General features: G+C 61.6%; 12 protein-coding genes and 1 pseudogene. 10 read left to right on the top strand and 3 right to left on the bottom strand.

Translation table 11 applies throughout. The features are described from left to right. Nucleotides 1–2,082 (bottom strand): hydantoinase/oxoprolinase family protein, encoded by a 2,082-nt coding sequence (locus ACQ5BM_RS29685; RefSeq protein WP_429819007.1) that lies wholly within the window; start codon nt 2,080–2,082, stop codon nt 1–3. 235 nt (nt 2,083–2,317) lie between these two features. Here ACQ5BM_RS29685 and ACQ5BM_RS29690 point away from each other — a divergent pair, with 235 nt between their 5' ends. The 10 genes and pseudogenes from ACQ5BM_RS29690 to ACQ5BM_RS29735 all read left to right on the top strand — a co-directional run bounded on the left by ACQ5BM_RS29690 (nt 2,318) and on the right by ACQ5BM_RS29735 (nt 12,145). Continuing rightward, nucleotides 2,318–3,118: a FadR/GntR family transcriptional regulator gene (locus ACQ5BM_RS29690; protein WP_429819009.1), complete on the top strand. Its 801-nt coding sequence runs from the start codon at nt 2,318–2,320 to the stop codon at nt 3,116–3,118. A 212-nt stretch (nt 3,119–3,330) separates the two neighbouring features. Continuing rightward, nucleotides 3,331–4,521 carry an N-methyl-L-tryptophan oxidase gene (solA, locus tag ACQ5BM_RS29695; RefSeq protein WP_429819011.1) on the top strand — a complete coding sequence of 397 codons (1,191 nt, stop codon included), beginning with the start codon at nt 3,331–3,333 and terminating at the stop codon, nt 4,519–4,521. Nucleotides 4,522–4,532: 11 nt separating this feature from the next. Next, a complete protein-coding gene (locus ACQ5BM_RS29700) occupies nt 4,533–5,513 on the top strand; it encodes a threonine ammonia-lyase (protein ID WP_429819013.1) in 981 nt (326 codons plus the stop codon). A gap of 19 nt (nt 5,514–5,532) precedes the next feature. Continuing rightward, on the top strand, nt 5,533–6,315 hold the full coding sequence (locus ACQ5BM_RS29705) for an NAD-dependent epimerase/dehydratase family protein (RefSeq protein WP_429819015.1): 783 nt from the start codon (nt 5,533–5,535) through the stop codon (nt 6,313–6,315). A gap of 12 nt (nt 6,316–6,327) precedes the next feature. Beyond that, the gene (locus ACQ5BM_RS29710) at nt 6,328–7,224 is read left to right on the top strand and encodes an NAD(P)-dependent oxidoreductase (protein WP_429819017.1); all 897 of its coding nucleotides are present in this window, start codon (nt 6,328–6,330) and stop codon (nt 7,222–7,224) included. Nucleotides 7,225–7,228: 4 nt separating this feature from the next. Further along, nucleotides 7,229–8,734 (top strand): aldehyde dehydrogenase (NADP(+)), encoded by a 1,506-nt coding sequence (locus ACQ5BM_RS29715; RefSeq protein ID WP_429819019.1) that lies wholly within the window; start codon nt 7,229–7,231, stop codon nt 8,732–8,734. A 301-nt stretch (nt 8,735–9,035) separates the two neighbouring features. Then, the gene (gene kdgD, locus ACQ5BM_RS29720; protein ID WP_429819021.1) at nt 9,036–9,941 is read left to right on the top strand and encodes a 5-dehydro-4-deoxyglucarate dehydratase; all 906 of its coding nucleotides are present in this window, start codon (nt 9,036–9,038) and stop codon (nt 9,939–9,941) included. 106 nt (nt 9,942–10,047) lie between these two features. Next, nucleotides 10,048–10,332 carry an aldolase/citrate lyase family protein gene (locus tag ACQ5BM_RS29725; RefSeq protein ID WP_429819023.1) on the top strand — a complete coding sequence of 95 codons (285 nt, stop codon included), beginning with the start codon at nt 10,048–10,050 and terminating at the stop codon, nt 10,330–10,332. Between the two features lie 115 nt (nt 10,333–10,447). Then, nucleotides 10,448–11,114 (top strand): annotated as a pseudogene (locus ACQ5BM_RS29730) (isocitrate/isopropylmalate family dehydrogenase); the annotation flags it as partial. Nucleotides 11,115–11,254: 140 nt separating this feature from the next. Continuing rightward, nucleotides 11,255–12,145: a LysR substrate-binding domain-containing protein gene (locus ACQ5BM_RS29735; RefSeq protein WP_429819025.1), complete on the top strand. Its 891-nt coding sequence runs from the start codon at nt 11,255–11,257 to the stop codon at nt 12,143–12,145. Here the strand turns inward: ACQ5BM_RS29735 and ACQ5BM_RS29740 are convergent. Next, nucleotides 12,142–12,693 (bottom strand): gluconokinase, encoded by a 552-nt coding sequence (locus tag ACQ5BM_RS29740; RefSeq protein ID WP_429819027.1) that lies wholly within the window; start codon nt 12,691–12,693, stop codon nt 12,142–12,144. The two genes, ACQ5BM_RS29735 and ACQ5BM_RS29740, sit on opposite strands and share 4 nt — an antisense overlap. A 2-nt stretch (nt 12,694–12,695) precedes the next feature. Beyond that, nucleotides 12,696–13,072, bottom strand: a 377-nt coding sequence (locus ACQ5BM_RS29745; RefSeq protein ID WP_429819029.1) for a TRAP transporter large permease subunit, incomplete at its 5' end; no start/stop codon positions are given.

A 13,072-nucleotide genomic window follows, 5' to 3' on the forward strand; every position in this document is an offset into this window, starting at 1 on the left:
TTACGCGTTCTTGAGCGTTACGAGCAGGCAACCGTCGGGCTGCATGATCGCTTCATAGGAAGAAGAGATGATCGTGGTGGTCTCGCGCTCGACGATGGCGGCCGGTCCGGAGACGTAATCGCCGGCAGAAAGCGACGTGCGCTCGACGATACCGGAGGGCAGATACTTGCCGGCCCGCGCATCGAACATATCGCGTTCCGCCGGCACCGGCGCGGCCTTGCCCTTCGCCACCCGCGTCACGGACGCGGCCGAATGGATGGGCGAACTGGCGCGCAGCGACCAGCTGATGATTTCGGCATCGAGGCCGTCGATCGCACGGCCGAAATAGGCGGCGTAAGCGTCTTCGAAGGCTGCCCGCAACGCCGGGCCGTCTGCATCGCTGTAGGACTTGATGTCGACGATGACGGGAATCTCCCAGCCCTGCCCGACATAGCGGACATAGGCGATGCACTCCATCTCCACCTTCGCATCCGGGTCGGCGGCATGGACAAAGCGCTTGGCCTCGTCCTGCAACTCCTTGAGCACCGTATTGACCTTGGCCGCATCGAAACGGGCGAAGCGGATATAGGCGCTTCGAACGGATTCGAACGCGATGGGGGCGCGTAGGAAGCCGATGGCCGAGCCGACGCCGGCACCCGGCGGGATCAAAAGCTCCTTCATGCCGAGCTTCTCGCAGAGACGCGAGGCATGCAGCGGCGCGGCACCGCCGAAGGCGATCATGCTGTATTCGGCAAGCTCCTTGCCGTTTTCAACGGCGTGCATGCGTGCCGCATTCGCCATGCTTTCGTCGACCACCTCGCAGACGCCGAAGGCGGCGGCATTGTTGTCGATGGAGAGCTTCTCGCCGACCTCGCGGGCGAAGGCGCCCTCGGAATTGGCAGCTGCGAGCTTGATCGAGCCGCCAGCGAAATTGTCGGCATCGAGCCGGCCGAGCAGCAGGTCGGCATCCGTTACCGTCGGCTTGTCGCCGCCGCGGCCGTAGCAGGCCGGACCGGGCTCGGAGGCGGCGCTGTGCGGTCCGACGCGGATCTGCTTCATACCGTCGACCGAAGCGATTGAACCGCCGCCTGCACCGATCTCGATCATCTCGATGACCGGAATGGATATCGGCATGCCGCTGCCCTTCTTGAAGCGGTAGGTCCGCGCCACCTCGAAGGTCTTGGCAGTCTTAGGCGTGGCATCGTCAATCAGGCAGATCTTTGCCGTCGTGCCGCCCATGTCATAGGAGAGTACACGGTCGAGGCCGTAGCGCTTGGCGACCTCGGCAGCGAAGATCGCCCCGCCCGCCGGTCCGGACTCCAGCAGGCGCACCGGAAATTCCGCGGCACTTTCAATGGTGATGATGCCGCCACCCGAATGGATCATGAAGACCGGGCAGTCTGCGCCCGCCTTTCGCAGCTTGTCGACGAGGCGGTTGAGGTAGGACGCCATCAGTGGCTTGACATAGGCATTGGCGCAGACGGTGTTGAAGCGCTGGAATTCACGCATCTGAGGCGAGACCTCGCTCGACAGCGAAATCGACAGGCCGGGAATTTCGGCAAGCAGGATTTCGCGCACCTGCCGCTCATGCACATCGTTGACGTAGGAATGCATCAGGCCGATGGCGACGCTCTCATAGCCGCCTTCCCGGATGGTCCGCGCGAGCGCGGCAACCTCGGCCGCGTCGAGCGCATGCAGGATCTCCCCCGACGCGCTGATCCGCTCCCCGACGACGAAGCGGTCGCGGCGGTGGATCAGCGCCGGCGGCAACACGATATTCAGGTCATAGAGTTCGAAGCGGTTTTCGGTGCGCATCTCGATGACGTCGCGAAAACCATCGGTCGTTACGAAGGCGGTTTTTGCGCCGCGACGCTCGATCAGCGAGTTGGTGGCGAGCGTCGTCCCATGGATGATCGTTCCGACCTCCGAGAAGGGGAGTGCTGCGTCCTCCAGAACGATGGTGATGCCCTGGATGATGGCCGCCTCGGGGGCAGCGTAGTTCGTCAGCACCTTCGTCGAGAAGATCCTGCCGCGGTATTCCATCGCGACGTCGGTGAACGTCCCGCCGATATCGACGCCTATCCTGGCCTTTTCGCTGTCCATCTATCGATGCCCTGTGCTGGAAAACAAATCCGTTGACACGTTCAGCCGCGGTTCCCGTTTTACTTATGCGCGTATGATCGCTTGCGGCTAAGATCGTATCTTAAACGTGCTGGAGATATGATCACCTGTCAAGACGATTGTCTTCGATGATACAAAAATATAGTCTTCTGACCTAAGGAACCATCGGCACGATCCCATTGCCGAGGCCGAACGACAACGGGACAGGAAAACAAGAATGCCGAAAGATATGACGACAAGCGGCGACACGGCGGCCCCATTGGCCGGCAAGAAAAAGAACACGCTGACGCTGAAGACAACGCACGCGCTGAGGGAGCGCATCCTCGACGACGCGACCAAAGTCGGCGACAAACTGCCGACGGAAAAGGCGCTGGCCCAGGAATTCGGTGTCAGCCGCACCGTTATCCGCGAGGCCGTCGCGGCCCTTCGCGCCGATGGCCTGCTTGAAGCCAAGCACGGGGTCGGCGTCTTCGTTTCCCAGAAGACCGAGACCGGCGCATCTTCGGCAGAAACCGTTGGAAATCTTCACTTTTCCGCCTCCATGCTCGATATTCTCGAGCTTCGTATGGCCGTGGAGGTCCACGCCGCGGGCCTCGCCGCCGCCCGGCGATCCTGGGCACAGGAGGCAAAGATCTGGGAGGCAGCCAGCCGGTTCCGCGACGCCCTCGCCCAGAACGAGCCGACCGAACAGGCGGATTGGACATTTCACCGCGCGATTTCCGAGGCCACCAACAACGAAGCGTTTGTGGAATTCTTCGATCGCCTTGGCCTATCGATTCTTCCACGCCGCGCTTTGGAAGGAACCAAGCGCGGAACCCTCATCACCCCGCAATATCTTGAGAAATCCGTCAGCGAACATAATGCCATCTGCGAAGCGATTGCCGGCCAGGACGTTGAGGCGGCACGCGAAGCCATGAAGAATCATATTGGAGGGAGCCAGATGCGCTATCGCGGCCTCATGGTTCAGGCCGGCAAATCGACGGAGACGGCCGACAATAGCCTTGACGAACAAGTGTAAGATATGATGACTATGGCTATGTGATCTTATGACTCCGCGATTAAACGAGGAAACCTTCTTCCAGCTTCGAGCCGGATGCCTTGAGGATATCGACCAGGCATAGGACACGTCCGCCCTCTAGCATCCGCGGCCGCCCGCAAGGCAGGCGACGGTGCGTGGGGCGTCTGGAACCTGTGTCCGGCGAAGCCGCCGGCGATTAAGAAAGCACGGCCATGTCCTCGAATGCACCTCTTATCGAAACCGATGTCGTCGTCGTCGGGCTCGGCGCTATGGGCGCCTCAACCCTTTACCAGCTTGCCAAGCGCGGCGAGCTTGTGCTTGGAATCGATCGTTTCGTCCCACCTCATTCCAACGGTTCCAGCCATGGCGGCACGCGCGTGACCCGCGAGGCGGTGGGCGAGGGCCCGGCCTATGTGCCGCTCGCCATGCGCTCCCATGAGATCATCGCGGAACTGGAAGCCGAATTCGGCCGGACCTTCCTCGTGAAATCGGGCACCCTGATCGTCGGTTCGCCGATGACCGGCGCAACTCCGCTTCACGGCGCCCAGGACTTTCTGGCCAGCAGCATCGAGATGGCGGAACGTTTCGGCATCGAACATGAAATCCTCGACGCCAACGCCCTGCGCGCCCGCTATCCCCAGTTCCGGCAGTTCCGTGACACCGACCGGGGCTATCTGGAACCGAACGCGGGTTACATGCTGCCGGAGGCGCTGATCGAAGCGCAGGTCGAGGGCGCAAAGGCACATGGCGCGCAACTTCTGACCGATACGATCGTCGAGAAGATCGACCAGATAGACGGCAAGGTTATCGTCAAGACGAGCGCCGGCACGATCCATGCGAAACGGGCGGTGGTTGCGGCCGGCGCCTGGACGCGCCGCCTGCTAGGCGCGCCCTTCGACAGGCTCCTGACGGTCACGCGCCAGACGATCCATTGGTATAATGCGGACGATTTCACGCCCTTCTCCCCGGAAAACATGCCGGTCTTCATCTGGTTTGTTACTGATCGGCTCGAGGACTATTTCACCGGCTTCCCGGTGACGGATCCGAGCGAAGGCGTGAAGATGGTGGCAAGCCGCGATACGCCCGACTTCGATCACGAACAGGGCACGCCGGCGGCCGAGCGCTGGGAGACCGAGGATTTCTACACCAAGCATGTCGGCCCCAACATGGTGGGCGTCAAACCCGACATCGTCAACAACGCGACCTGCCTTTACACCAACACGCCCGACAACGGCTTCATCATCGACAACCATCCTGACATGGACAAGGTCATCGTCGTCTCCGCTTGCTCCGGTCATGGCTTCAAGCATTCGCTCGGCATCGGCGAAGCAGTGGCCGAGACCATCCACGACGGCAAGAGCAGGATCGACCTCTCTCCCTTCAATCTCGCCCGCTACCTGTAAAGGCGATCGACATGGACCGCCTTCACGCGAAAATAAATGAAGCAGCGTCGCTGATCCGCGATTTCGTGCTGCGCACGCCTCTGCTGGAGAGCGACACGCTCAACGACGAACTTGGCCTGCGCGTCCTCGTCAAGGCCGAGTGCCTGCAGAAGACCGGTTCGTTCAAGGCCCGCGGCGCGCTGAATTTCGCGCTTCGCCTCGGCGCGGTGCCGGATGCGCATTTCGTCGGCTTCTCCTCCGGCAACCACGCGCAGGGGCTCGCCTATGCAGCGCGCATCGTGGGAGCGAGAGCGACCGTGCTGATGCCTGCCTCCGCGCCGGTCCGAAAAATCGCCGGCACGCGCGCCCTAGGCGCGGGCGTAGAGATCCTCACGGATTTCTTCGCCAGTCGTGAGCGCCGGGCTGCCGAATTCATCGCCGAAGGCGCAATCCTCCTGCCGCCGTTCGATCACGAAGACATCGTCGTTGGGCAGGGAACGGTTGGGTTGGAGGTCGCCGCACAGGCCGCAAGGCGGAAAATCCAGCCGGACGCCTTCTTCGTTCCGGCAAGCGGCGGCGGCCTTCTCGCCGGCTCGGCAAGCGCAGTCCGGGATACCTTTCCGCGCTGCCGCATCGTCGCGGTCGAACCGCACGGCTTCGACGATTTTGCAAGGTCGCTTGCCGCCGGCAGGCGCGTGACCGGCGAAGCTGGCGCGAGCACGCTCTGCGACGGTCTCATGTCACCGCAACCCGGCAAAGTCCCTTTCGCGATCGCCAAATCCCTCGCACCCGATTTCGACACCGTGACCGACGCCCAGGTGACGAACGCGGTCCGTATCCTGTTCGATCGCTTCAATCTGGTCGTCGAGCCGAGTGGGGCCGCTGCATTCGCCTCCCTCCTCTCGCAGGCAAAAGCGATGCAGGGGACGACGGCGGTCGTGGTCGCCTCTGGCGGAAATATCGATCAAAGCCTCTTCACGCGCCTTCTGGGCGAGCCTTCATCCCACCTCTGAAACTGCAAGGAAGACGAACATGCTCTACGATCGCATCCTGTTGACTGGCGCTGCCGGCCTGCTGGGCACCGAGTTGCGCAAGCGCCTCGCCCCCAAGGTAAAATTCCTTCGCTCCACCGACATCGCCGCCATGTCCGATGCGGCCCCCAACGAGGAACTGGTAACGGCCGATCTCGGGGATCTCGCTGCGGCGGAAGCCCTGGTGAAGGATATCGATGCCATCGTGCATTTCGGAGGCCTGTCGAAGGACGCGGATTTCGCCTCGATCTGCCGCGTCAACATCGTCGGCTTCCAAAGCCTCTACGAGGCCGCGCGCCTTGCCGGTGTCAAGCGCGTAGTCTTCTCGAGCTCGGTTCACGCGATAGGCTTCTACGATCAGATGCAGATCATCGGGACGGACGTTCCCGCAAGACCCGATTCCAACTACGGTGTCGCCAAAGCGTTTGGGGAAAACCTCGCGCAGCTCTATTGGGACAAGCATGGCCTCGAAACCGTATCGGTGCGCATCGGCTCCTGCGAGCCGAAGCCGAGCACCCGCCGCCATCTCCTCACATGGCTGTCCTTCGAGGACATGTGGCAACTCGTCGAGCGCTCGCTGAGCGTGCCGCGCGTCGGCCACACGATCATTTACGGTGCATCAAATAATAGTGCGACCTTCTGGGACAATCGCCTCGCGTCGCATATCGGCTACCGGCCGAAGGACAGCGCGGACGCCTGGCAGGCCGAGATACACACCGCCGATCCCCATCCCGGCCGGGAGGACATCGTCAATCGCCTTCAGGGCGGCATCTTTGCCAAATGATGGAGGTCTGAGATGAACATCGGATTCATAGGTCTCGGTGTGATGGGCGCACCGATGGCGGGGCATCTTCTCGATGCAGGACACGCCGTTCACACCTCGGTGAACCGCACGCCCGCACCGGCAGACCTCCTTGCCAAAGGCTTGCAAGTTCATGCAAGCCCGCGTGAGGTCGGGGCGCATTGTGAAGCGGTTATCACGATGCTGCCGAACACGCCCGACGTGGAGCGCGTCCTCTTCGAGCAAGGGCTCGCGGATGCGCTCACCGCGGGCAGCCTCTACATCGACATGAGTTCCATCGATCCGGTGGCGACGAAGAAATTCGCCAGGAAACTCCGGGAAAAAGATGTGCTTTATCTAGACGCCCCATTCTCCGGCGGCCAGGTCGGCGCGAAGAATGCGACGCTCTCTATCATGGGCGGCGGACCGTTCGAAGCCTTCGAGCGAGCGATGCCCCTGTTGCAGATCATGGGCAGGAACATCAGCCATATCGGCGAGGAAAGCGGCAGCGGTCAGACCTGCAAGATCGCCAACCAGATCGTCGTTGCCCTGAGGATCGAGGCGGTCGGCGAGGCCCTCGTCTTCGCGCGGCAATCGGGCTGCGATCCCGCTAAGGTTCGCGAGGCACTGATGGGTGGCTTTGCCGCATCCCGAATCCTGGAGGTCCATGGCGAGCGCATGATTGACCGAACATTCGAGCCCGGCTTCCGGATCTCCCTCCATGCCAAGGATCTCGACCTCGCTCTCAAGGCGGGCGGCGAGAATGGTGTGCCCCTGCCCGGCACGGCGCTCTGCCGACAGTTGCTCGCCTCGGCCAAGGCAAATAGCGATTGGGAGAAGGATTATCCCGCGATCGTGAAATCGTTGGAGCGCCTGGCCGGCGCAGGACCCGCACTGAGACAAGGAGCCTGATATCATGCTGACAGGAAAGCACCTCATCGCCGGCCAGTGGAAGGATGGCGCAGGATCGTTTCAGTCCGCCACCGTGGACGGAACCGACCGCACCTATTCAACCGGCACGGTCGACCTCGTCGACGAGGCCGCGCGCGCGGCGGAAGATGCATTTGCCGCCTATAGCGGCCTTTCCCGACAGAAGCGTGCGACCTTCCTGCGTGCCATCGCCGAGGAAATCGAGCGCCTCGGCCCGGAAATCACCGAAACAGGGACCGCGGAAACCGGCCTTCCCGCCGCGCGGCTGGAAGGCGAGCGGGCGCGCACCACCGGCCAACTTCGCATCTTCGCCGATCACATCGAGCAGGGTGACTATCTCGACCGGCGTCACGACGCGGCCCTACCCGACCGGCAGCCGCTGCCGCGCCCCGACATCCGCCTCCTGCAACGCCCGGTTGGACCAGTCGCGGTCTTCGGCGCCTCGAATTTTCCGCTGGCCTTCTCCACTGCAGGCGGAGACACCGCGGCAGCACTTGCCGCAGGCTGTCCTGTCGTGGTGAAGGGACACAGCGCTCATCCGGGTACCGGCGAACTGGTAGCGCACGCCGTGGACGGCGCCGTCCGGCGCTGCGGCATTCCCGCCGGCGCCTTCAGCCTCATCCAGGGCGGCAACCGGTTGGTCGGCCACGCCCTCGTTCAGCACCCCTCGATAAAAGCCGTCGGCTTCACCGGCTCGCTTGCGGGCGGACGCGCGTTATTCGACCTTGCCATGGCGCGCCCCGAGCCCATCCCCTTCTTCGGGGAGCTCGGATCGATCAATCCCATGTTCGTGCTTCCGATGGCGGCGGCGGCGCGCGGCGAGGAGATCGGCCGCGGATGGGCAGCCTCGCTCTCGCAAGGCGTGGGGCAGTTCTGCACCAATCCGGGCGTCGCGATCGTGATGACCGGCCCTGCTGCCGAGACGTTCGTGCAAGCTGCGGCGGATGCGCTAAAGAGCGTCCCATCCGCGCCGATGCTAACCGCGGGGATGGCGCAATCCTACAGAGCGGGCGTCGATGCGCTTGCGAATGCATCCGGCGTCGAGCGCCTCGTCAGCGCCGCATCCGACCAGCGTCAGGCATCGCCCAACCTATTTCGCACCACCGCCGCCACCTGGCTTGGGAACCCCGAACTCCATGACGAAGTCTTCGGTCCCGCCGGCATTGTGGTTGAGGTGGGAAGCGAAGCTGAGTTTCTCGAAGTCGCTGCATCTTTCGAAGGGCAGTTGACCATCACGTTGCATCTCGACGACGACGACACCGAACTCGCCCGTGGGCTCCTCGTCCTCGCTGAGAGTAAGGCCGGGCGCATTCTCTGCAACGGCTTTCCGACCGGCGTCGAGGTCTGCGACGCTATGGTGCATGGCGGCCCTTACCCGGCATCGACGAACTTCGGTGCGACCTCTGTCGGGTCCATGTCTATCCGGCGTTTCCTCCGGCCGGTCGCATACCAGAATCTACCGGCGGCACTGCTTCCGATCGACCTGCGATAGGGCGTGCTTTTGCGCTAAGCGGCGGGCCTTGGCTTGTGCGAGGCGCGCCAAAGCATAGACATCATATGTCATCTTGGTGGCCGCACCTTCGGTGCTGGGCCTCAATTTCCGACGGTGAGCGCCACATGTCGCACTTGTCTCGAAGCAAGCCATTGAATTAATGAATTTTTGCAAGTCGCTGGCCCCCTACGAGACAAAGATATGATCTCGTCGAGATATTGCCGAAGAGATATTATCACATATTGACTTGCATGGCCTGACTGGTAATCTCATGTCCAGCATTCAAATCGGAGACACAGAAATGAGCCCCCAAGAACTCAAGGCCGCCCTTGGCTCCGGCCTGCTCTCTTTCCCCGTCACGCACTTTGACGCGGAGGGGCGCTTCGCCGAGAAGAGCTACAAGGAGCATGTGGCATGGCTGGCGAGCTACGAGGCCCCCGTGCTTTTCGCCGCTGGCGGCACCGGCGAGTTCTTCTCCCTGAAGCCGAATGAAATTCCGGGCATCGTCTCGGCTGCCAAGGAAGTGGCGGGCAAGACAGCAATCGTTTCTGGCTGCGGCTACGGCACGGAAATCGCCGTCGATATTGCGCGGTCCGTGGAAAAGGTCGGCGCGGATGGCATCCTGCTCCTCCCGCACTATCTGATCGATGCCCCCCAGGAAGGTCTTTACGCGCATATCAAGAAGGTCTGCCAGTCGGTCGGCTTCGGCGTCATGGTCTACAACCGTGACAACTCTGTGCTTCAGGCGGACACGCTCGCGCGGCTGTGCGACGAATGCCCGAACCTCATCGGCTTCAAGGACGGCACCGGCGATATCGGCCTCGTGCGCCAGATCACTGCGAAGATCGGTGATCGGCTCATGTATCTCGGCGGCATGCCGACGGCCGAGCTTTTCGCCGAAGCCTATCTAGGTGCGGGCTTCACCACCTATTCCTCGGCCGTCTTCAACTTCGTACCCGGCCTTGCAAACGAATTCTACGCCGCGCTGCGCGCCGGCGAACGCGCCACCTGCGAGCGCATCCTGAAGGATTTCTTCTATCCGTTCATGGCGATCCGCAATCGCGGCAAGGGCTATGCCGTCTCGGCCGTGAAGGCGGGTGTTCGCATCCAGGGTTTTGCCGCGGGTCCGGTCCGCACTCCCCTGACGGACCTCACCTCGGACGAGATCGGCATGATGGAAGCGCTTATCGCGCCCTATCGCCGCTGATTCCCGCGCGGCGTCCGGTACAAACACGGACGCCGCCACCCTATGCGGAAGCCCCAATCCTGCATGACGATGAAAAGCCCGGAGTGGACGGTCGAAGGAGAAGGCAATGAAACCGAACAAGCTGAAACAGATCTGGGTCCAGGGGCGATGCGCGCTCAACGGTTGGCTTTCGATTCCGAATGCGTTCTCCGCCGAAATCATGGCGGTGCAGGGCTACGACAGCATTACCATCGACCTGCAGCACGGCATTGTGGATTATCAGTTATCGGTCGGGATGCTGCAGGCCCTGCAGGCGAGCAATGTGGTTCCCTTTGTCCGCGTGCCGTGGCTTGATCCTGCGCAGGGCATGAAGGCGCTGGATGCCGGCGCCTACGGGGTCATATGCCCATGATCAACAGGCCGCTCGGAAGCCGAGTGGCTCGTGTCGTTCGTTAAATATCCGCCCTCAGGCGTGTGCAGATACGGGTCCTCGCGCGCGGTATTCTCCGCAGGCGACGAGAATCGAGAATATCGACTTTTTCGTAGTAGGCGCGAACACAGAAGGGGAATACTCTTCGATAGGCGGCAGGATTTTCTCTGGGACGGAGCGCGAAGTGGTTGTTCAAGAGACGGTGATGACCCGCATCGGCGTAAATCGAATCCTGCTTCGAACTGCCTAGAAACGGCCGCGGCGGAAGCTGACATCCGCTACGAAATCGAATAGTATTCCATCTCGATGCCGTACTGCGAGGCAGCGGTGAAGTACCCGGACGTCGAAGCCCACGAATATCATATCGACATTCTGTGCGCTCACTTCGTGCTGAACCCCGAGAAATTCTCGTCGTCGCTTCGAATCTCTTTGGAGACATTCTGTCCGATCTGGGTCCCGCGTGCACGGGAACCATTGGCATCGCGCCATGCGGAAACATCAACCCGGAGCGGAAGTTCCCGTCACTTTTCGAACCCGTTCACGGCTCGGCTCCTGACTTTTCATGAAAGATGGTCTCCAACCTGATCGGCCAGATTTGGGCGGCGGCAATGATGCTGGATCACCTCGGCGAAGTAGCTGCGTCTGCATCATTCATGCGTGCGATCGGGGCCACACTTGCCGACCAGCGCTTGCGTATCCGAGACCTTGGCGGACCGCTGTCTACCGACGCGTGTGGCAAGGCGGTCGCAGAGCGAGTGGAATGAAGACGCGCTGAGTTCGCAAGCGCGCCTGCTTGTTTCGTCAATGGGAAGTGGGTGGTCTTTTCACATTTTCAGCAACCTTGTCGCTTGGCGAGGGCACCAAGCGGTGATCTAACGGTAAAAACCAAACGCGAACATGTAAGATGCACATTCCGATAAAGCCGATCTTTGTGTTTCACACCGCGGCACGAGCAGGTAGCATCACTGGTGCTGCACGAGAGCTCAGTGTCACACCCTCAGCGGTTAGCCAGCAAATCCAGGTCCTTGAACTGCAGCTCGGGGTCGCACTGCTGGCAAAGGCCGGCCGCGGCATTGTGCTGACGGAAGCAGGCGAACGCTATTTCTCGATGATCGCCGATCAGGTCGAGCACATTGCGGAGGCGACCGCGACCATAAAGGGCTTTCGCTCCGTCACCAGCCTCACTATTCGCGCCACGCCGACGCTATCTAACAAATGGCTGCTCCCAAGGCTCGGTTCGTTCCTCGATCGTCATCCCGATCTCGAAGTCCGGCTGGACGGCACGAATGAGCCGACCGATTTCAACCAGGAAATCGTCGATATCGAGCTTCGACACGGCGACGGGCGCTGGCCTGGCCTGTTTGTCGAAGGGGTCGCAGAAGAGGAATTCCTGCCAGTTTGTGCGCCCGACTACGCGGCTCGCGGCAGCCTCAGGCCCGACGAGCTTCCAAAGTTCCGCCTCATCCATTCCGCCAAGTCGCAAGCCCAATGGACGACCTGGTTTCCCTTGGCGGGTGTGACCCCAACGGAGCGCTGGCAACGGGTGCTGTTCGACCGTAGCCACATGGCGATCGATGCTGCCGCGGGTGGCATGGGTATTGCACTCGAGAGTACATTGATGATGGAGCAAGAGCTGGCCTCAGGCCGCCTGGTCTGCCCGGTAACCACATATCCGACCATACGGCTGGTGACCCAATGGATCGTCTGCCCATTCGACCATCTCCGTCGCAAGAAAGTCCGCACATTCCTTGATTGGCTGCGTGCTGAACGGGATGCCTGGGCGACTAAGTCCTAAACCGAATGCTCATTCTCAAGGCGGGCAAGCGCTGCGGCAATGATGGCTTCTGGTGCCAAGCGTATATCCACGCGGATGACGCTCTCCTCGTCCTCTGACGGAGGTTCCAGGGTCGACATCTGACTTTCAAGAAGCGATCGGCTGGCGAAATGCCCCTTGCGGCCGGCAAGCCGCTTGGCGATCAATTCAGGGGACCCGGCGAGATAGAGGATCCGGAGTGGTCCGATCCTTTCGCGCAGGAAATCGCGGTATCTGCGTTTGAGGGTCGAACAGGCGATGACCACGGGACCAGGCGTGCCGGCATCAAGCGCGGCAGTCGCAACAGCCGAAAGCCAAGGCCATCGCTCGGCGTCCGTGAGACCGATACCACGACGCATGCGCTCGACGTTTTCGACACTGTGGTAGCTGTCGGCCTCGATGAATGTGCCGTCAAGCGCGGCTGCGAGCCGGGATGCGATCTCGCTCTTGCCCGTGCCGGCAACGCCCATGACCAGGATTGGACCGACCTGCGCACACGGAGGACGCCGGTCCGTGATGCCATCGACCATTGTCAGTACATTCCCAGCAGGCGTATCGGTCCGAGCGTCAGGACCGGAAAGAGGACCAGCGCGAAGATCGCCAGCGTCAAGACTGCCATCGGTGCCAGCGAACCACGGATGACGTCCTCGACCTTCATGTTGGCGACCTGAGCCGCCGCGAACAAACAGACACCTACAGGCGGGGTCACGAGACCAAGTGTCAGCGTCATGACGGTCACGATGAGAAAATGGATCGGATCGATGCCTAGTGTTTGCACGGGCGGCATGAGCACCGGAATGAGGATGAACATGGCCGGGATCGCCTCCATGAAAATGCCGATGATCAAGAGAAACACGAAGATCACCAGCATCCCTGTCATCGGTCCAAGGCTCATGGCCTGCAAGAGAT

The organism is Ensifer sp. B1-9 (assembly GCF_050474445.1).
GTDB lineage: Bacteria > Pseudomonadota > Alphaproteobacteria > Rhizobiales > Rhizobiaceae > Ensifer.